This is a genomic window from Burkholderia sp. Ac-20349, from assembly GCF_017104865.1.
Classification (GTDB): Bacteria; Pseudomonadota; Gammaproteobacteria; order Burkholderiales; family Burkholderiaceae; genus Burkholderia; species Burkholderia aenigmatica.
Genome location: NZ_JAAGPM010000015.1, coordinates 71,247 through 89,896, shown reverse-complemented (window position 1 = coordinate 89,896; position 18,650 = coordinate 71,247). Strand labels below are relative to the sequence as shown.

Below are 18,650 nucleotides of genomic sequence, written 5' to 3'. Positions count from 1 at the left end.
AAAATCACGGTGCGATTCCGCCAACCGGTGTCTAATGCCGGTTTCGGCCGGGACCGCCCGACCCTTTTATTACACGCCATTACAGGCCAAAGCGTACATGAGCCAGACTACCGCTCCGTTTCTGCCGCACCCCCTCCGTGACGAGCGCGTCGCGCGCCGCATCATCGACACGCGCGCGCTTCCAGAGCGTCTGGTCGTGAAGCAGCTTCGTCGCATCGATCCCGAAGCGCACCAGCCCGCCGCCGGCCTGCCGCGTCTGCCACATCGTCAATGTCACGCGATCGCCGGTCACGGGATCGATCGCCCGCCGGTTGGCCATCTTCTCCCAGTGGGGATTGCGCGAGAACCAGGCGACGGGTTTCGCTTCCGGCGCCATGTCGAGCGCGTTCGGCATGATCACTTCGCTCATGATGATCGACTCGAAGTGCAGCATGACCGTGTAGTGCCACGCCATCGTAGCCATCCGGCATTCTCCTGTTTCGATTGAACGTGTCTGCGGCGCGACCCGGCCCGCCCGCTCGCTCGTCCGCCGCGGCGGATCGGCCGCGCGGGCGTGGGGCCGGGTCGCGCGGCGTCAGAACCGGTAGTTCGCGAGCACTTCGAGCCGCCGGTCGTTGCCGAGCAGGTACTGCGTCTCGTTGTAGTACGCGGACTGCACGAAGCGCCGGTTGAACACGTTGTAGGCGCGCGCGGTGATCGTCGTGTCCTTGCGCGGTTTCCACGCGAGGCCGAGGTCGACGGTGGTGTACGACGGCATCACGAGCTGGTTCGCGGTGTCGGCGAAGCGCTTGCCGACGTATTTGACGCCCGCGATGCCCGTCCATTCCGGCGCGAAGCGCCAGCTCACCCACAGGTTCGCGAGCCGCTGCGGCACCGATATCGGCACGTTGCCCGCGCGCGAGACCGTCGTACCGCCGGAGGTCTGCTGGAAGTCGTCGTATTTCGCGCGCAGGATCGACACGTTCGCGTCGACGCGCCAGTCCTTCGCGATCTCCGCGCCGACCGTCGCCTCGAGCCCGCGCGACGACTGCTGGCCGACCTGGATCGACTGGTTCGGGTTCAGCGGATCGGCCGTCAGGAGATTGCTCTTCACGATCCGGTAGGCGGCCAGCGTCCATTCCGCCTTGCCGCCGAGGAGCGACTGCTTCACGCCGATCTCGATCTGCCGGCCGGTCGCGAGCGTGAAGTTCGCCTTCGACGCATTCAGCGACAGCAGCGAGCTGATCGGATCGGCCGCGACCGAATACTGGCCGTACACCGCGAGGCCGGGCTGCACGTCGTACACGGTGCCGATGCGCCAACCCGTGTTCGCGAACACCTTCGTGAACGCGCCACCGTTCACGAGATCGTCGCGGTTCACGCTCGCGTGGTCGTAGCGCAGCCCGCCGATCACCGACCAGCGCGGCGTGATTTCCAGCCGGTTCTCGGCGAACAGCGCGTACTGGTTCGACTGGCTGCGGTACTTCGGATAGGTGCCGGCCGTGTTGATGAAGCTGCCCGGATCGAAGTTGAACGGATCGACCGTCGACGTGCCCGAATACGGTGAGTTGTTGTCGTGCTGGAACGTCGTGTGATTGAACTCGAAGCCCGCCGAGAACGTGTTGCGCATCCCGAGCAGCGCGCTGCTCACGGTTGCCGCCGTCACGTTGCCGTACTGCTCCTGGTCGTGGAAGATCTCCGTGTAGCTGCTGCGCCGCACTTGCGCGGTCGACGGCAGGTACGTGTAGTACTCGGCATCCTTCCAGTGACGGTTGCTCTTCATCCGGTACAGCGTGCTCGTCACGTTCAGGCTGTCGCTCGGCTGCCAGTTCGCCGACACCGTCGCCCAGCTGTCGCGGAACGCGATGTCGCTGTCGCCGACGTTGTAGTTCTTCTTGTCGAGCGCGCGATCGCGTGCGCCGTTGACGAGCGGTACGCCGAAATACTGCATCGGATGCTGGAAGCCCTGCGCATACGACGCCGTCACGTACAAGTCGGCTGTCACGTCGTAGCGCAGCGCGCCGGAGATCGACAGGTTGCGCGAATTGCCGCGGTCGACCCAGTTCGACGAGCGGTTGCCGCTGATGTCGAAGCGGTACGACAGCTTGTCGTTGATCGCGCCGCCGCTGCCGAACGCAGCCCGCGCCGTGCCCTCGGTGCCGCCGCCGACCTGCAGTTCGTTCTGGATCGCGCCGCGCGTCGGCTTCTTCGGCACGATGTTGACGACACCGCCGATCGCGCCTTCGCCGTAGATCACCGAAGCCGGGCCACGCAGCACGTCGATATGGTCGACCGACCACGTGTCGAACGGAAAGGTGACGCCGATCGCGCCGTACGGGCGCACGCCGTCATAGAGCTGCGTGACCGACGACGCGCCGACGAAGCCGCGCGCGCCGAGCTCCGAGCCGCCGTTGCCGGGATGCGGCGATGCGCTGATGCCGGTGGCGCGGCTCACTGCGTCGACGATCGAACTGTCGCCGCGCGTGTCGAGCGTCTTGCGGTCGAGCTGCTCGACGCTTGCGGGTGTTTCGAGCGACGACAGCCCGAGACGGCTGCCGGTGTCGAGCGGTTGCGTGAGCGGCGTCGCCTTCTGCGCGTTGACGCGAATCGGTTCGAGCGTGGTGCCGGTGTGCTTGGCGTCGCTTTCCTGTGCCTGCCCGGCCGGCGCGAAGGCCGCGAGCAACGCGGCGGGCAGCATCAATCTGAACTTCATGTTTCGTTATCCTTCGAATCGGTGGAATCGCTTCGCGATCACGCGGTTGCGCGTGCCGAACGACCGAACAGCAGGCGGTCGATCAACCAGACCGCGACGATCGTCGCGCCCATCAGCGGAAAGACGACGCCGAGCAGCACGAGCCCCGCGATCCAGCCGCGCATCGGCGGCGCGCCGCGCTCGCGCGACGGCGCGCCCAATTTGCGCGCCGGGCGGCGCTTCCACCACATCACGGTACCCGTGACGGCCATCGCGGCGAGCCCGAGCGACAGCACCGCGCAGACGATCTGGTTCGCCAGCCCGAAGTAGCGGCCCATGTGCAGCGACGTGCCGTACGACACGGCCCGCGAGACCGCGCCGTAGTCGTCATAGCGGATGTCCTTCAGCACAGCCCCGCTGTACTGGTCGATGTAGATCGTCCGCTCGGCTTTCGGGTCGTCCGGGAAGTACGACGCGGTGAACACGCCGTCCGCGCCGGACGGCAGCGCGAGCGTGTAGCCGCTCGTCACGCCGAGACCCGCGACGATCGCGATCGCGCGGGCCAGCGGCAGCGGGGTCGGCGTCGGTGCCGACGGCGAATGCGGGACGGGCACGTTGCCGACCGCCCACGGCGTTTGCGGCAACGGCAGGTCGTCCATCACCATTCCCGGCATCGATTCGCCGGATGCGTGGTGATGGCCGGCCGGCGCCGCGGCCTGGGCCGGCGCGGGCGCCGTGGCGGCACCCGGGCGGGTCGAGCGCACTGACCCGCCGCCCCATGCGCCTTTCGGCGCGCCGAGGTTCACGGTCGCGGCCAGCGCCTTGAAGTTCTTGCCCCACGAACCCGACCACGGCAGCCCCGTCAGGATGAACGCCACCGTGCCGGCCGCGAGCCAGATGCCGGCCGTCGCGTGAATGTTCTTCCACAGCGGCCGGCCGCGCAGCGACAGATCGGGGCGTAGCGCCTGCCCGACGCGCGCAGCGCCTCGTGGCCACCACAGCGCGATGCCGGTGCCGATCATCACGAAGGTCCAGCACGCGGCGAGCTCCATCAGCAGTTCGCCCGTCTTGCCGAGCAGCAGCTTGCGATGCAGCATCCGGTCGATCTGCATGAAGCGGTTCTCGACGCTCAGCGTGCCGAGCACGCTGCCGTCGTACGGATTCACGTACACGCTCTCGCGGCTGCCGTTGCGCAGCCGGAACACGTATTCGGCGCTGCGGTCCGGCGCGGTCGAGACCTGCATGGAAACCGGCGTCGCGCCGGCCGGCATCGCGGTGCGCGCGTTCGCGAGCAGCGCGTCGGGATCGAGTCGCGGCGTGGCACGCGGCTCGACGACGAGCCGGTGCGGATACAGCAGCGGCTCGATCTGCGGCTGGAAGCAATAGAGCGTTCCGGTGATCGCGAGGACCACCAGGAACGGCATGACGAACAGGCCGGCATAGAAGTGCCAGCGCCAGAGCGTCCGGTAGCCGGCGTGGGTGGATTGGGCGGGCGCGATGGCCCGCTCGACGGTGGTCGACATGGTGTCAGCTCCTCGTGTTCGTTGAGCGGCCACGCCGGCGCGGGCCGGCGGACGTCAACGTGCGTCGCGCCCGCCTGCGCGCATCGATGGAACGGGCGGCGCGGCGCCACGCGCAGGCGGGGCGCATGACGGCGTCGCCCGCGCGATGCGGGCAAGCGGGTGAACGCTTGAATCAGGTCGTATGAGACGAACGGCGTGCAGGCCCATGCACATCGACGTGCACGAGCCGCTGGGCGGAACCGTCAGCAGAACAGAGGAGGCGCGCGGGAAGGTGGGCGATCGTCGAAGATCGATCGCACGAAGGGAATACTGTCGAAGTGAATCCGGAAGCGCCGCGGCGCGGCCGCGGGAAACAGCAACACCAGCAGGACGAACGACGCCAGCGCCGTGAACAGCGCGGCACCGAATGCGCACAGGCTGTCGCCGTTTCCGGACGATGCCGTGTTGTCGGCATGCGCGTCATGCTTGAGCGCATCGGCGAGCGCCAGCGCATCGTTGGCCGGTGTGATCGGCGCGCCGGCGTCGAAACGGGCAGCCAGCGCGGCCACGTTGACGATCAGCGGGCCGCGGCCCGAACACAGCACCACCGAGCCCGCATCCGGACTATCCGGATCGAGCATCACGGCACCCGACATCAGCGCGCGGGACAGCAGCGTCACGAGGAGGAACCCCCACAGAAGCTGTCGCGCGACACCGTGCCGGAGCAGGAAGCGGCGAAGTGCGTTCATGGCGCGCGATTGTACCTCCGTTTGCGGGGTGGGGCCGGTCGTCTCGCTGATGCGCGGCATCGGTCCGGCGCGCTGTAGCAGCCGAACGGGCGTGTCCGCGGCGGCTAGTCGGAACTGCACGATTCGCTGCCGGGCGGCGCGTTCGCCGGGCCATACGACCAGGTGCCGTCCGCGCGGGCCGTCAGCACATTGCCCGAGCGCCGGTCGTAGAGGTGCCACTGTTCGTCCGCCGGGTCGTCGCCGTAGGGCCAGGTCGTCAGCTGGCCGCCGAGGTCGAAGTCGAACGCCCACGAACCCGGCTGGGCACGCGGTGCGACCGATTGCAGGATCTGCCCGTCGAGACGTTGCGCGGCCGCCGCGATGTCGCCGGACCGGGATTCGCTGTGCGCGAGCTCGTGACCGTCGAGCGCGATCGACCAATGGCAGTAGCAGATCCACAGATGTCCGTTGCCGGTGACCGTCACGTGCCGCGACGCGAGCCTGTCGCGCGCCGCCGCGGACAGGCCGCGCGAGCCGGCGAGCGGCTCCCTGACATGCAGCGCGGGTTGCCCGAATTCGAACGTGAGAAAGCTGCCCTGGCCTTTCGTCACGGACCAGGCCGGGGTTTCGCAGATGGCCGGCCAGATCCGGTCGAAGTCGGCAGCGTTCACGGCGTGCGTCTCACCTCGGCGAAGCCGGCCTCGGCGTCGTCCGCGCTGGCGTCATCGTCGGCCAGCAGATCGGAGAGGTCGGCCGGCGACAAGCGCAGCATCGTGCGCTCGACGTCGTGATCGTAGCGGCGGTCGTTCGGGTCGTGATGCTTCTGCGCCTTGCGCCCGTCGCGCTTCACGAACACGCCGAGTGCGCCGGCCAGCCGGGATTTCCGGTTCCTGAGGCTCATGCGGCGAGGTCATCGGGCATGCGTGCGGATCGGGCAGGGCTGCCGTGGCCGCGCTTGCCGCCCGCGGCAGCCGCTGCGTGGTGCCGGCTCAGGCCGGATACGCATCGTCGACTTTCAGGTTCGCGAGCCGGAACAGCGTGCGCAGCGTCTGCGGATGAATGTCGCGGTGCGCGGCGAGCGACGTCAGCATGAAGTCGAGCACCTTCGCGTAGCGGAGCAGCACGAGGCAGCGCGCGAGATCGGGCGTGCGGCCGCGCATGTCCTCGGCGAGGTGGACCATTTCGGTGGACAGCGAGCGCGCCATCTCGAGTTCCATCTGCTGTTTTTCGGTCCAGTCGGGCAACGGCTGTTCGAGCAGCTTCGCGAGAAAGAGCTGGAACGACGTGTCGGACGAATTGGGCAGCGCATCCATGAAGGGCCTCGTTGCTTGCGCGTATCGATCGGGCGTATCCGGTGGGTGCGCCCGAGGGTGGATTCGTGTCCGCGCGATGAACGGCGCGGCTGTCCCCCGAACGGAATGCAGGTTCCGTACCAGCGCCGCGAGACCATTGTCGAGCAGGGCTGAGCCGCGCTGCGGCGCGGGGCGGCGAGTCCCGCCGATACTGGGTGGCGGAGGTGCTCGAGGCGGCCATCGACATGCGCGGCGCGATGCGTGTCGGGTACGGCGGGCGGTGCGGCGAGGCGAAATGCTTCACGGATGTAACGTAACGGCGGGATAAATTGCGCGGCGCGTGCCTCGCCGGATCGACGAAACGGGGCGGCCCGTGCGTGCCGCCTGCGCCTGCCAAGCGTTCGGCCGGCCGGACGCGGCGGGACGGGACGGCCGCCAGGGTTGGCAAAAACCGCTGGCGAATGTGACGAGTGTTTCAAAACCGAGACGGATTTGCCAGCGGCGATCCGGTTGCGCGACCGCCCAACTGGCAACTGGCCCAGCGAATTACCGGCCAATTGTCCATGGGCAGACGGCGCGCGTATGCCAACAATCCCCTGATCATCCCTGCGAGGTTCGACATGAGCGTCCACGCCTTCTTCTCGGCCAACCTGTTGCTGGCCTACACCGCCTATTTCATCGGTACGGCCAGCCCCGGGCCGAGCAATCTCGCGATCATGTCGGTCGCCGCGAACCAGGGCCGCAAGGCGGCGCTCGCGTTCGCGCTCGGCGTCATTTCCGGGTCGATGTTCTGGGCGACGGTGGCGGCGCTCGGCGTGTCGGCCGCGCTGCTGGCGTGGTCGAAGCTGCTGGTCGCGATCAAGCTCTTTGGCGGGCTGTACCTGCTGTGGCTCGCGTTCAAGTCGGGGCGCACGGCGCTGTCGGGCAACGCGGCAGCGTCGCTGAACGCGGCGGGCGAGCAGCGGCTGTCGCGCTTCTATGTCCGCGGCGCGATGCTGCACCTGACCAATCCGAAAGCGATCCTCGTGTGGGTGTCGATCGTCGCGCTGTCGTCGAACGGCGCGGGTGCATCGCACGGCGCGGTCGTGCCGGGCTGCCTTGCGATCGGGTGCCTGGTGTTCGGCGGCTATGCGCTCGTGTTCTCGATGGACGGCGCGCGCCGGCTGTACGTGCGCGGCCGGCGCGCGATGGAAGCGTGCCTCGCCGTCGTGTTCGGTGTGGCGGGGATCAGGCTGCTGGTGTCGAACGTCTAAGGCGGCACGCCCGCGCATCTAGCGGGCGGCGCGCCGGGTGGCCGGGCGTGCCGTGCTGCCCGGCTGCTCCGCCGGGCGCGTGAACAGCGACACGATCGTCTGCCGGAGCCAGCGGTGCGCGGGATGGCTGTCCCAGCGCTGATGCCAGATCACGCAGTAAGGCCGCGCGGGCATGCGCACCGGCGGTTGCCGCGACACCAGTTCCTTTTCATGGATCGACAGATCGAGCAGCGTGGTCGGCAGCACGCCGATGAAATCCGACTCCCGGATGATCGCCAGCGCGGGCGAGTATGCATTCAGCGTGAGGACGAGATTGCGCTGCAGGCCATGCGCCGAGAGCAGGCTGTCGTACACCGGCACCCGCATGCCGGAAAACCCGACGTCGAGATGCCGCGCCGCGAGGAAGCGTTTCAGCGTAAGCGGCCCCTTCGCGAGCGGGTGATCCTTGCGCATCAGGCAGCTCCAGTGGATCGGCCACATCTCGTGCGTGCGCACGCCGCTGCTCGGGCTCGAGTCGTTCAGGTAGCCGCCGATCGCGAGGTCGACGCCACCCCGGTCGAACATGCCCGGCAGGTCGGCGACGCTGAACGGCGTGAGCTCGATCCGCATCGATGGCGCATGCGTGCCCATGTACTGCGCGAGGCGCGGCATGATGCGTTCGACCGAGTAGTCCGACATCGCGATCGTGAAGGTGCCCCGATGTTCCTGCGGGTCGAACTGGTCGGGCGAGATCGCCTGCTTCAATGCGTCGAAGTGCGGCTGGACCGCCGACCACAGCTCGCGCGCACGCGCGGTCGGCCGCACACCCGAGACGGTCTTCTCGAACAGCACGTCGTCGAGCGATTCGCGCAGCCTGCGCAGCGCATTGCTGACCGCCGACTGTGAAAGCGCCAGCCGCTCGGCGGCGCGCGTGACGTTGCCTTCGGCCATCAATGCCGCGAACACGCGCAGCAGGTTGAGGTCGAGCTGGCGGAACACATCCTTCATCGCACATCTCCCGTTTGAGTGCCGGCCTCCCGTGCGCGGCGCGGGAACCGGAACGTCGTGGCGGCCAGTGTCCGGGCGGCGGACCGTTCGGGCAACGCGAGTTTGCCCTTGCGGCGCGCCGGCCTGACGACGCAACGAAGCCGCGCGACGGCGCACACCATTATTCACGTTGGTGATGATCATATTCCGGAAATCCGTTGGACGCGGTAACGGTGCGCATCGAACATGGGCACGAAACCACTGCAGCCAGCAGGTGGAGGAGACAGACGATGAAAGAGGATGCAGTGAATCCGGCCGGCGCCCTGGCGCTCGATCGCCTTTCGGCTGCGGCGCAGCCGTCTGCGCGGGCAGGCACGATGCGCGACGTCGCGGCGGCCGCGGCAGGCAACGCGCTCGAATGGTTCGACTTCGTGATCTACGGCTATTTCGCCAGCGTGATCGCGAAGCTGTTTTTCCCGGTGGCCGGGCCGATCGGGTCGCTGTTGCTCGCGACGGCGACTTTCGGCGTGGGGTTCGTCGTGCGGCCGCTCGGCAGTGTCGTGCTCGGGCTGTACGGCGACCGGTACGGCCGCAAGGCGGCGATGTCCGTCACGATCTGGCTGATGCTGGCCGGCACGGCCGCGATCGCGGTGGCGCCGCCGTATGCGCAGGCCGGCTGGCTCGGCGCGACGATCCTCGTGCTGGCGCGGCTCGTGCAGGGCTTCGCGGCATCGGGCGAATTCGGCAGCACCGTCGCGTTCCTCGCGGAAAAGGCGCCGCCGCATCGACGCCATTTCTTCGTGAGCCTGCAGATGTCGAGCACGATGCTGGCCATCGTGCTGGGCGGCACGATCGGCACGATCCTGACGACGTCGCTCAGCCAGCCTCAGCTCGAAAGCTGGGGCTGGCGCGTGCCGTTCGTGGTCGGCCTGCTGATCGGCCCGGTCGGCTTCTATATCCGCAGGAGCGTGTCGGAAACCGATGCGTTCGTGCACGGCGAAGCGCTGCCGGTCGCACAGGTGCTCAAGCGCCTGTTCGGCGAGCACCTCGCGTCGTTCCTCGCGGCGATCGGCGTGACGATCGTCAGTACCGCTGCGTTCTACATGTATCTGATCTACATGCCGACGTTCGCGGTGAAGCAGCTTGGGTTGCCGATGTCCGCGCCGTTCATGAGCACGACGGTCGCCGGCATCGTGATGGTGGCGATCGCGCCGCTCGCTGGCCTGCTCGGCGACGTCTGGCGCCGGCCGGTCGCGATGGTCGCCGCCGCGATCGTCGTGCTTTCTGCGATCACGCTGCCGCTCTATATGTGGGTCATTGCAAGCCCTTCGCTGCGCAACCTGCTGATCATGCAGGCGGCTGCCGCCGCACCGATGGGCGTGCTCGTCGGGCTGGTGCCCGCGCTGTCGGCGCGGGCGTTCCCGGCCGCGGTGCGCAGCACCGGGCTCGCGGTGTCGTACAACATCCCGACGACGGTCTTCGGCGGCTTTTCTCCGCTGATCGTCACGTGGCTGATCGCGACCACGCACAACAAGGCGTCGCCCGCGCTGTACATCGTCGCGATGTCGGTCGTGAGTCTGGTCGCGCTGGTCGGGTTCCGACGCATGCCGCACGAATAAGCGAACCGGATTCAGTCGACGTTTGTTTATGTGAAATGCAGGATAACGAAAGAATCAAGCGTGCTGGAATGGCGATATCGCAATGACCGGCCCGTGCGGCCGCCCCCTCACCCTCAACAGGAGAAGTCACGCATGAAATTCACCTCCACCTTCGCGCCGCCCAGCGAGGCGGAACTCAAAGGACGCCTCGACCGCGTGCGCGCACGCATGGCGGAAGCCGGCCTCGATCGCTACGTGGCGTTTTCGCCGGACAACATCTACTACCTGACGAACTTCGCGAACATCGTCCATGAGCGGCCGTTCGTGCTGGTCATTTCGCGCAGCGGGCCGCCGCAGTTCGTCGTGCCGCAGCTCGAGCAGCCCCATGTGCGGACGCGCTCGATCGGCGAACTCGAGCTGATTCCGTACTTCGAATTCCCGGCGCCGGCCGGTCGCGAATGGAGCGACCGCTTCAAGGCGCTGTTCGGGCCGGGCGAACGCGTCGGCGTCGAGTCGGTGTGTCCGTTGCAGGTCTATGCGCAGACGCCGGGCGAGCGCGTGTGCATCGACATCATCGACGATGTCCGGATGATCAAGTCCGACTACGAGATCGGCCGCCACGTGTATGCGTGCGGGATCGCCACCGACGCGCACAACCTGCTGCTGAGCGAAGCACGCCCGGGCCTCGGGATGGCGGAGATGTCGTCGCGCATTCGCGGCTTCATCATGCAGCGGCTGCTGGGCGACGATCCGTCGCTGAACCCGTCGGCCACGCGGATCGTCGCGGTGTTCCAGCCGGGCAGCGTGTCGCACGATCCGCACAACTTCAGCAACATCGACATGCGGATGGAGGAGGGCGGCCCGCACGTGTCGATCGTCAATGCGGTGATGAACGGCTACGGCGCGGAAGTCGAGCGGACCTTCTTCCTCGGCCACGTGCCCGACGCGGCGCGCCGCGCGTTCGACGTGATGTCGGAAGGGCGCCGGCTGGCGTTCGATGCGGCGATGCCCGGCGCGTTGCTGAGCGACGTCGATCGCAAGGTCAACGACTATTTCCGTCGCGCGGGGATGGGCGACCGGCTGCTGCACCGGACGGGGCACGGGATGGGTGTCACCGCGCACGAGGCGCCGTTCTTTGCAGAAGGCTACGACCGGCCGATCGAGAAGGGGATGTGCCTGACGATCGAGCCGGGCATCTATATCGAGGGTGTCGGCGGCTTCCGTCATTCCGATACCGTGCTGATCGGCGATGAAGGCCCGGTTCAGCTGACCGGCGGGCCGCTCGATCTCGACGCGTTGACGTTCCCGGTTCGGGCGTAGTAACGCGCAGGGGCAAAAAAAGCCGCTGCACGGGCGTGTGCGGCGGCTTGTTCACGAACGGCTCGCTTCGGAACTTGAAGCCCCCATCGATGAACGTCAAGATCTGCACCCCATGATTCCGAGGATTTTCATATCGGGCATCATGGGCTCGCCTATAGTCACGAAAGTAACGGTGACGAGGCTTGTTTCGCGCCGAACATGGACGCGCCGGGTGCTTCTCGGCAACATGGTGCAGATCATGAAAGATATCGATGTGCGGGGAGGATCGTGATGGCGCGTTTCGTTCGTTCACTGCTCTTGCTGGCGGGGCTGTGTGCCTGTTCGTTTGCGTATTCCGTGGAACCCGGGATGAACAATCCCTTGTTGTCGGAATTGCGTCCGTGGTGCATCGGTCGCCTGATGTTCGACCGGCCTGTCTCGAGCGAGATCTCGAACGAGCGTTATGAGTACCGCGGCGAAAAGCTGGTGACGACGCACGATGTTTCAGTGGAGGACTACGACGCCAAAGTCGCGGCGCGCGAGAAGGAACTGCGCACCAAACAGCGGGTGAATCCCGTCGATCTGCAGGAGACGACGGGACGCGCATGGCTGGAAAAGGCGTTTTCTCCGGTGCCGCACGCGCGGGTCTTCGTCTTCAACAATGCGGTGGTGAAAGCAGTAGCCTTGCCGTTCGATACGGAAGGCTATCTGTTCGCGAACCGCACGCTCGTCCAGACGACGAGCTTGATCGGTTCGGATGTGCTGGACCGGGCCGAAAACATCTATGACGATACCTACCGCCGCATCAAGGTGCGCGATAACTGGAGCGTGCCTGCGGAATCCGGCTTTTGCTTCGATGGCGGGATCGTCACCGGCCCGTCGACTTACTCCGAAGAAGTCAGCCAGTCGTTCGCGTTGATGCCGGGCCGACCGGCGCTGCTCGTGATCAAGCTGCGGGATGCGGTGGACGAAGATCTGAAGCAGCCGCTCACCCGCAATCTGCGCGCGCTGCGCGCGACACTCAATCGCATGCCGGGACACTACAGCATCCTGCGCCAAGGCAAACGGCAGGTCGCCGGCATGGACGCGGAGGAGGTGCTGTTTGCGCTCGAGGATGGCGCCGTCACGGTCTATCGCTTCTACTTGCTCGCGCCGGGGAATCCCGCGACGGTGGAGCAGCCGCATACATCGGTCGAACTGCTGCTGGGCGCGCCCGCGCGCAGCGACCTGCCACCGGAGAAGGCCACCTCGCCGGTCGATGAAGCGGGCGCGTTGCAAGTATGGGACACACTGCTGAACAGCCTGCGCGCGAGGCCGGGTGCGATCTGACCGGAGGCGGACGAGGTGGGGCGCGGGCTCAACCCGATGACTCCGCCGCACTGACGCGCGGCGGAGCGCTCCCGAATCAGAACGGCTTCAGAAAATGAAGCCCGTATTGATGAACTTCGAGTAGTGATCCGACACGATCGAATCGAGCAGCTGCTTGCTGCTGTCGGTCTGCTTTGCCGCGACCATCGAGCGGATCGAGAACGCGCGCAGCGCGTCGCTCACCGACAGCGTGCCTTCCGCCGAATCCTTGCGGCCCGCGAACGGGAACACGTCGGGCCCGCGCTGGCACTGGCAGTTGATGTTCACGCGGCACACCTGGTTCACGAGCGGATCGACGAGCGCGCCGATCTGCGCCGGATCGGAACCGAAAATGCTGACCTGCTGGCCGTGATCCGAGGTCGTCACGTAGTCGAGCGCGGTGTCGACGTCGTCGAACGGCGCGACCGGAATGATCGGCCCGAACTGTTCCTCGCGATACAGCTTCATCCCTTCCGATACCGGATACACGACGGCCGGATAGAACAGCGTCTTGCTGAACTCGCCGCCCGAATGGTTGACGACCTGCGCGCCCTTGGCCTTTGCGTCGTCGATCGCGTCCGTCATGTAGGCGGTGCGATGCATGCCCGGCAGCGGCGTGATGCTGACGCCCTTCTCCCACGGCATGCCGATCTTCAGCTGTTCGAGCGCGGCGGTGAAGCGCTTCAGGAACTCGTCGACGATCGAGCGGTGCACGAGCAGCATCTTCAGCGCGGTGCAGCGCTGGCCGTTGAACGACAGCGCGCCGAGCAGGCATTCCTTCACGGTGAGGTCGAGATCGGCGTCGGGCAGCACGATCGCCGCGTTCTTCGCGTCGAGGCCGAGGATCGCGCGCAGCCGATGCGACTTCGGGTGCTGCTTCTTCAGGTGATCGGCCACCTTGCTCGACCCGATCAGCGCGAGCACGTTGATCTTGCCCGACGCGAGCATGTGCGGCACGACCACCGCGCCCGGCGCGTAGATCGTGTTGATCACGCCCTTCGGGAACGCGTCGCGGAACGCTTCGAGCAGCGGCTCGAACAGCAGCGTGCCGTACTGAGGCGGCTTGAACACCACGGTGTTACCCATCAGCAGCGCGGGGATCAGCGTCGCGAAGGTCTCGTTCAGCGGATAGTTGTACGGGCCCATGCACAGCACGACGCCGAGCGGCGTGCGGCGGATCTGGCCGATCGTGCCTTCCGCGATCACGAAGCGCGAATTCGCGTTGTCGAGCTCCTTCAGCGCGTCGATCGTCTGCGTCATGTACGTGACGGTGCGGTCGAACTCCTTCTGCGAATCGGCGAGGCTCTTGCCGATCTCCCACATGATCAGGTTCACCACCAGCTCGCGCTGCGCGACCATCCGCTTGATGAAATCCTGCATGCACGCGATGCGCTGCTCGACCTTCATCGTCGGCCACTCGCCGCGGCCGGCGTCGTATGCGCGCACCGCGGCGTCCAGCGCCGCGTCGCTTTCCGTTTCGCCCATCACCGGGTAGCTGCCGATCTCGACCTGCTCGACGGTGCCGTCCGCCTGTCGCACGCACACGGGCGACAGCACGGTTTTGGTCGCGCCGTCCCACGGCCGCAATGCGCCGTCGACGAGCGACACGCGCTGGTGGATCGGCGAAGTCAGCCGGTACTCGGCGGGGATGTCCTGAAAGGCGGGAAACAACTGCTGCAGGGAGGCGGAATCGGGCATGACGGTCTCGTTTGACGGGGTGTCCGGGAAGGACGGGCGATGCGAATCCTGAGCTGAGCGATCCTCGATCCTGAATCGGCATCATGACGCGCGGACGACGGAGCGTCACGCATCGGCATGGCCGAATCGAGAATTGGAACCAGTTCCATTAAAAAGGAACGCCGAGCCGAATGCAAGATTTGCCGAACGATGACGCATGCGCCGTAAGCATTTGGAAAGACTGTTGCCGAATGGGCGGTATAACACGCGCGGAGCACGCGCAAACGTTTCCCTTGGGCCGGATTACGCGGATAATGGCGCAGCGCGGCGAAGAAAAAAATGCAGTGAACCTGAGAGCATACGTAGTGAAGAACAGCAGTCGGTCCGCCGCGCTGCCGATGCGAGGTCGGCTGCCCGGAGCGCCGGGTCGGGGTTGCCCGGTCCGGCGCGTACCGGACCCAATGCGCCCCGCCGGCTTCAACGAATCCTTCGCGATTCCTCTCCCTTTTCAGCGTGGTCGTGTGCCCGGCTTCGGATTCTGTCCGGCCGGTGCGGCACGCATGCGACGCCACCGCGCCGTGACGCCGGCGCGACCGCGCCGTTACTCGACGTCCTCGTCGTCCACCATCTCGCCGTCATCCGCGTCGAAATCCGGCGACGCATACGCGCTCGCCTGCTCGAGCAGCCAGCCGCGAAACAGCTCCAGCGGCTTGCTGTGGCTGAACTCCGTCGGATACACGAGGTAGTACGCGGAATCGCCGACGGTCGCCGCGTCGCACGGCACCACCAGCCCGAGCTGCTGCAACTGTTCCTCGACGAAGAACTTCGGCACGAGCGCGACGCCGAGCCCGGCCGCGGCCGCGCTGATCAGCATCGTGTGCAACTCGTAGCGCACGCCCTGCATCGTGCGGATGTCCTCGACGCCGTGCGTCTCGAACCACTGCGCCCACGCGCCGGGGCGCGTCGTCGAGTGCAGCAGCGGGTACGCAAGCAGATCCTCGACACGCTCGACGGGCCCGTCGAGCAACGCGGGCGAGCAGATCGGCACGACTTCCTCGCCGAACAGGTAGTCGGACGACGTGCCGGGCCAGGTCGGCTTGCCGTAGTGGATCGCGGCCTCGAAGTGGGTGTCCTCGAACGAGAACAGGTCGGTGCGACTGCCCATGTTCACGCGCACGTCGGGCGTGCGGTCGTAGAAGCTCTTGATGCGCGGGATCAGCCAGTGCGACGCGAAGGTCGGCAGCACCGCCAGCTCCAGGTAGCCGCCGCCGCTGCCGTGCGCGATGATCGACAGCGTGTCGCGGTCGAGCGTCTCCAGCGCGCGCCGCACCTGCGTGCCGTACAGCTTGCCGGCGCGCGTCAGCACGACGCGCTGCTTCACACGCGCGAACAGCCGCACGCCGAGGCTCGCCTCGAGCGTCGCGATCTGCCGCGATACCGCGCTTTCGGTCAGGAACAGCTCCTTGGCCGCGTGCGTGAAGCTCTCGTGGCGCGCGGCGGCTTCGAAAGCCACGAGCGCGCCCATGTTGGGGATCTTGAATTTACGCATGATGTTCGATTCGTCTGACGAACGGACCTGCCCGGTGCGGGCCGGCGGGCGAAGCCGGGGACGGCTGATAATTCCAAAAACTCATCACATATCAATTTAATCTCGCTTTACGCCCGGCTGCAACCCTTTGAATAATGCTCCCCACGCAAGGCCAGGCGCCCGCAGGGCAGCCGGCCAACGAGTTGCCGGCACGTTTGCCGGCGGTCCCCCGAGACGAGAAACCTGATGCGCAATCCGAATATCGAGAGCTTGCTGACGAAGCTGCTGGGACAGGCGAAGACCGACGCCCTGTTCTCGACCCTGAACATGCCGGCCATCCTCGAAGAATGGGAAGACGGCGTCGTGACGCGCGCGGAAATCGCGCAGGCGATGAACATGGCGCTGTTCGAAGGGCTGCTCGAACGATCGGCGAATGGCCGCGCGTACACGGCTGACGCGATCGAAAGCGGCGGCTCGGTCTACTTCGACCACGGCGCGCTGCGCACGGTGCGCTGGCCGAACACGGGCGCGCTGCCGCCGGGCGAAGCCGCGTTCACGCGTATCCTGCGTCCGCTCGGCTTCCGCCTGAACGGCCGCTACCCGCTCGACAAGCTCGGCATGACGGGCCGCGCGTATGCGCATGAAGACGCACCGGACGAAATCGCGCAGTTCTTCGTCAGCGAGCTGCATCCGGAACGTTTCTCGAAGGAATTCCAGCAGGCCGTGACGAACGTCGTGAGCACGTCGCGCGATCCGCTGTCGCCGGCCGCCGTCGCGCTGCTGTGGGAAGTCGAGCGCGAAGGCTGGCTGTCGCTCGACGCCGCGCACGCGCTGCTGCCGGAGATCGTCGGGGCGTTCGCGCGTCAGCACGACCTGCCGAACGAGCTCGACTACGAGACGCTGCTGCTGGAATCGGCGGAAATGGCGTGGATCTCGACCGAAGGCAACGCGTTCAACCATGCGACCGACCGCGTCGCCGACGTGTTCAAGCTGTCCGACGACGAGAAGGCGAAGGGCCGGCCGATGAAGCCGGAAGTCGAGCGCTCGCGCTCGGGCCGCGTGTTCCAGACCGCGTATCGCGCGGATACCGTCGAGCGCGAGTTCCGCACGCGCGACGGCAGCACGGTGAAGCGCAACGTGCCGGGTTCGTTCTACGAGTTCATCACGCGCAAGCGCACGTTCGACCAGGCGGCACGCCGCTGGGTGACCGACCTGCGTTTCGATGCGGGCAACGCGCAGGGCATCTTCAAGATGACGGCGAACGCGGCGAAGTAACTGCGACGCGCTCGGGGTTTCAATTGACGGGCCGACGGCTACTATTAGTCGTCGGCCCGTTTGAGTTTCTGCCGCTAACTGAGCGTAGTCGTTTTCGACACTGAGTTCCGCAATTTTTTCTTCGAAGTGCAGATGGATGGCGGTGAAGACGATTCGCTTATCGTCTGGAGTCTGCTCGGTGAATGCTTGGCATTGACGCTTGACCACGTAGGGCGAGCGAATGCTCACTGAGAAGGCACAGTGTCAGCCTCGCCATATGCTTTTGCGTGTGCATAGACCTCGAGTACGATAGCCACATGCAACGTTTCCAAGCCTTCAAGTTCGAACTGATGCCGAGCGGCCAACAACGGCGCGAGATGTGCCGCTTCGCCGGCTCATGCCGGTTCGTCTTCAACAAAGCATTGGCGTTGCAAAGGGAGAACTACGAAGCGGGAGGTAGGTTCATCGGTTACGTAGCAATGGCCAAGAGACTGACAGCATGGCGTAACGGCTCAGAGACACCGTGGCTCAAGGATGCTCCTGTGCATCCCTTGCAACATTCTTTGAAGGATCTGGAGCGTGCCTACAAGAATTTCTTTGCCAAGCGCGCTGCATTCCCGAAGTTCAAGAAGCGCGGTCAGTGCGACAGCTTCCGTTATCCTGATCCAAAGCAGATCAAGCTCGATCAGATCAACGATCGCATCTTCTTGCCCAAGCTGGGATGGATCCGATATCGCAACAGCAGGAACGTGCTGGGCGAAGTCCGTAATGTCACGGTCAGCGTGAAGGCCGAGAAGTGGTTTGTTTCAATCCAGACCAAACGCCAGCTCGAACAACCCGTGCCGCAGACCGGCAGTGCACTGGGCATTGACATGGGAGTCGTGCGTTTTGCAACGATGAGTGACGGCAGTTTCCTCGATCCGCTCAACAGCTTCAGGCGGCACGAAGCGAAACTGCGCCGCGCGCAGCAGGCGATGAGCCGAAAGTCGAAGTTTAGTAACAACTGGAAGAAGGCGAAGGTTCGTATCCAACGTATTCACGCTTGCATCGGCAACGCTCGCCGCGACTACCTGCATAAAGCCACGACCACGATCAGCAAAAGCCACGCGATGGTGTGTATCGAGGACTTGCGGGTACGAAACATGTCGAAATCTGCGACGGGCAGCGCTGACGTGCCGGGCAGAAACGTCCGAGCCAAGTCAGGCTTGAACAAATCCATTCTCGATCAGGGCTGGTTCGAGTTCCGTCGCCAGCTGGATTACAAGGTGGCATGGCGTGGCGGTTGGCTCGTGGTAGTGTCGCCGCAGAACACAAGTCGGACGTGTCCTACCTGCAGCCATGTGGCGGAGGGCAACCGGCGGACGCAAGCGCAGTTTGTGTGTATGGCTTGCGGCTTTGAGGAAAATGCCGACGTAGTCGGCGCAATCAACATACTGGCGCGGGGACACCGCGTCGCAGCCTGTGGAGAGTTGGCGCAGTCAGGTCGCTCGATGAAGCAGGAACCCGCCGAAGCGATCTGAGATGAGCGTTACCGT

The 18,650-nt window shown here is 65.9% G+C and carries 16 protein-coding genes; 6 read left to right on the top strand and 10 right to left on the bottom strand.

The window, feature by feature from the left end; genetic code table 11:
* Positions 1-79: 79 nt before the first annotated feature.
* From G3N61_RS08515 to G3N61_RS08485, 7 genes are all read right to left on the bottom strand, one after another.
* Positions 80-409, bottom strand: coding sequence for a hypothetical protein (locus tag G3N61_RS08515; protein WP_205822165.1), 330 nt, complete (start codon positions 407-409; stop codon positions 80-82).
* A gap of 165 nt (positions 410-574) precedes the next feature.
* Positions 575-2,692 (bottom strand): TonB-dependent receptor, encoded by a 2,118-nt coding sequence (locus tag G3N61_RS08510; RefSeq protein WP_089453735.1) that lies wholly within the window; start codon positions 2,690-2,692, stop codon positions 575-577.
* Positions 2,693-2,730: 38 nt separating this feature from the next.
* Complete coding sequence (locus G3N61_RS08505; protein ID WP_205822164.1) at positions 2,731-4,194, bottom strand: PepSY domain-containing protein; 1,464 nt, start codon at positions 4,192-4,194, stop codon at positions 2,731-2,733.
* Between the two features lie 242 nt (positions 4,195-4,436).
* Positions 4,437-4,922 (bottom strand): hypothetical protein, encoded by a 486-nt coding sequence (locus G3N61_RS08500; protein WP_205822169.1) that lies wholly within the window; start codon positions 4,920-4,922, stop codon positions 4,437-4,439.
* A 104-nt stretch (positions 4,923-5,026) separates the two neighbouring features.
* A complete protein-coding gene (locus tag G3N61_RS08495) occupies positions 5,027-5,572 on the bottom strand; it encodes a hypothetical protein (protein WP_043178551.1) in 546 nt (181 codons plus the stop codon).
* Positions 5,569-5,802, bottom strand: a complete 234-nt coding sequence (locus G3N61_RS08490) for a hypothetical protein (RefSeq protein WP_043178549.1) — start codon at positions 5,800-5,802, stop codon at positions 5,569-5,571. The genes G3N61_RS08495 and G3N61_RS08490 overlap by 4 nt, the downstream gene beginning before the upstream one ends.
* A gap of 88 nt (positions 5,803-5,890) precedes the next feature.
* Complete coding sequence (locus G3N61_RS08485) at positions 5,891-6,214, bottom strand: hypothetical protein (protein WP_021162626.1); 324 nt, start codon at positions 6,212-6,214, stop codon at positions 5,891-5,893.
* A 599-nt stretch (positions 6,215-6,813) separates the two neighbouring features.
* On the opposite strand from G3N61_RS08485, the gene G3N61_RS08480 reads away from it, so the two are divergent.
* Complete coding sequence (locus G3N61_RS08480; protein ID WP_205822163.1) at positions 6,814-7,446, top strand: LysE family translocator; 633 nt, start codon at positions 6,814-6,816, stop codon at positions 7,444-7,446.
* Positions 7,447-7,464: 18 nt separating this feature from the next.
* Here G3N61_RS08480 and G3N61_RS08475 read toward each other — a convergent pair whose 3' ends face one another.
* Positions 7,465-8,433, bottom strand: coding sequence for a LysR family transcriptional regulator (locus tag G3N61_RS08475; protein ID WP_043178545.1), 969 nt, complete (start codon positions 8,431-8,433; stop codon positions 7,465-7,467).
* A 269-nt stretch (positions 8,434-8,702) separates the two neighbouring features.
* Here G3N61_RS08475 and G3N61_RS08470 point away from each other — a divergent pair, with 269 nt between their 5' ends.
* The 3 genes from G3N61_RS08470 (at position 8,703) to G3N61_RS08460 (ending at position 12,638) form a co-directional block, all read left to right on the top strand.
* Positions 8,703-10,031 carry an MFS transporter gene (locus G3N61_RS08470; protein WP_205822162.1) on the top strand — a complete coding sequence of 443 codons (1,329 nt, stop codon included), beginning with the start codon at positions 8,703-8,705 and terminating at the stop codon, positions 10,029-10,031.
* A gap of 132 nt (positions 10,032-10,163) precedes the next feature.
* The gene (locus G3N61_RS08465) at positions 10,164-11,330 is read left to right on the top strand and encodes a Xaa-Pro peptidase family protein (RefSeq protein ID WP_205822161.1); all 1,167 of its coding nucleotides are present in this window, start codon (positions 10,164-10,166) and stop codon (positions 11,328-11,330) included.
* A 348-nt stretch (positions 11,331-11,678) separates the two neighbouring features.
* On the top strand, positions 11,679-12,638 hold the full coding sequence (locus G3N61_RS08460) for a T6SS immunity protein Tli4 family protein (RefSeq protein WP_205822160.1): 960 nt from the start codon (positions 11,679-11,681) through the stop codon (positions 12,636-12,638).
* Positions 12,639-12,725: 87 nt separating this feature from the next.
* On the opposite strand, the gene G3N61_RS08455 is transcribed toward G3N61_RS08460, so the two are convergent.
* Both G3N61_RS08455 and G3N61_RS08450 read right to left on the bottom strand, forming a co-directional pair.
* On the bottom strand, positions 12,726-14,354 hold the full coding sequence (locus G3N61_RS08455; RefSeq protein ID WP_174961990.1) for an NADP-dependent glyceraldehyde-3-phosphate dehydrogenase: 1,629 nt from the start codon (positions 14,352-14,354) through the stop codon (positions 12,726-12,728).
* Between the two features lie 580 nt (positions 14,355-14,934).
* Entirely contained in the window at positions 14,935-15,882 is a 948-nt protein-coding gene (locus G3N61_RS08450) for a LysR family transcriptional regulator (protein ID WP_175022361.1), read from the bottom strand.
* Between the two features lie 225 nt (positions 15,883-16,107).
* On the opposite strand from G3N61_RS08450, the gene G3N61_RS08445 reads away from it, so the two are divergent.
* The gene (locus G3N61_RS08445; RefSeq protein WP_043178533.1) at positions 16,108-17,136 is read left to right on the top strand and encodes a DUF1338 domain-containing protein; all 1,029 of its coding nucleotides are present in this window, start codon (positions 16,108-16,110) and stop codon (positions 17,134-17,136) included.
* Between the two features lie 296 nt (positions 17,137-17,432).
* Positions 17,433-18,635: an RNA-guided endonuclease TnpB family protein gene (locus G3N61_RS08440; RefSeq protein WP_089453763.1), complete on the top strand. Its 1,203-nt coding sequence runs from the start codon at positions 17,433-17,435 to the stop codon at positions 18,633-18,635.
* The last annotated feature ends 15 nt before the right edge of the window (positions 18,636-18,650 follow it).

What these genes read in the sequence shown, in the direction of transcription:
- G3N61_RS08510 (WP_089453735.1), bottom strand. Translation starts at nt 2,692, where the DNA reads ATGAAGTTCAGATTGATGCTGCCCGCCGCGTTGCTCGCGGCCTTCGCG.
- G3N61_RS08470 (WP_205822162.1), top strand. Translation starts at nt 8,703, where the DNA reads ATGAAAGAGGATGCAGTGAATCCGGCCGGCGCCCTGGCGCTCGATCGC.
- G3N61_RS08440 (WP_089453763.1), top strand. Translation starts at nt 17,433, where the DNA reads ATGCAACGTTTCCAAGCCTTCAAGTTCGAACTGATGCCGAGCGGCCAA.
- G3N61_RS08485 (WP_021162626.1), bottom strand. Translation starts at nt 6,214, where the DNA reads ATGGATGCGCTGCCCAATTCGTCCGACACGTCGTTCCAGCTCTTTCTC.
- G3N61_RS08490 (WP_043178549.1), bottom strand. Translation starts at nt 5,802, where the DNA reads ATGAGCCTCAGGAACCGGAAATCCCGGCTGGCCGGCGCACTCGGCGTG.
- G3N61_RS08475 (WP_043178545.1), bottom strand. Translation starts at nt 8,433, where the DNA reads ATGAAGGATGTGTTCCGCCAGCTCGACCTCAACCTGCTGCGCGTGTTC.
- G3N61_RS08455 (WP_174961990.1), bottom strand. Translation starts at nt 14,354, where the DNA reads ATGCCCGATTCCGCCTCCCTGCAGCAGTTGTTTCCCGCCTTTCAGGAC.
- G3N61_RS08500 (WP_205822169.1), bottom strand. Translation starts at nt 4,922, where the DNA reads ATGAACGCACTTCGCCGCTTCCTGCTCCGGCACGGTGTCGCGCGACAG.
- G3N61_RS08505 (WP_205822164.1), bottom strand. Translation starts at nt 4,194, where the DNA reads ATGTCGACCACCGTCGAGCGGGCCATCGCGCCCGCCCAATCCACCCAC.
- G3N61_RS08465 (WP_205822161.1), top strand. Translation starts at nt 10,164, where the DNA reads ATGAAATTCACCTCCACCTTCGCGCCGCCCAGCGAGGCGGAACTCAAA.
- G3N61_RS08460 (WP_205822160.1), top strand. Translation starts at nt 11,679, where the DNA reads ATGAACAATCCCTTGTTGTCGGAATTGCGTCCGTGGTGCATCGGTCGC.
- G3N61_RS08450 (WP_175022361.1), bottom strand. Translation starts at nt 15,882, where the DNA reads ATGCGTAAATTCAAGATCCCCAACATGGGCGCGCTCGTGGCTTTCGAA.
- G3N61_RS08480 (WP_205822163.1), top strand. Translation starts at nt 6,814, where the DNA reads ATGAGCGTCCACGCCTTCTTCTCGGCCAACCTGTTGCTGGCCTACACC.
- G3N61_RS08445 (WP_043178533.1), top strand. Translation starts at nt 16,108, where the DNA reads ATGCGCAATCCGAATATCGAGAGCTTGCTGACGAAGCTGCTGGGACAG.
- G3N61_RS08515 (WP_205822165.1), bottom strand. Translation starts at nt 409, where the DNA reads ATGAGCGAAGTGATCATGCCGAACGCGCTCGACATGGCGCCGGAAGCG.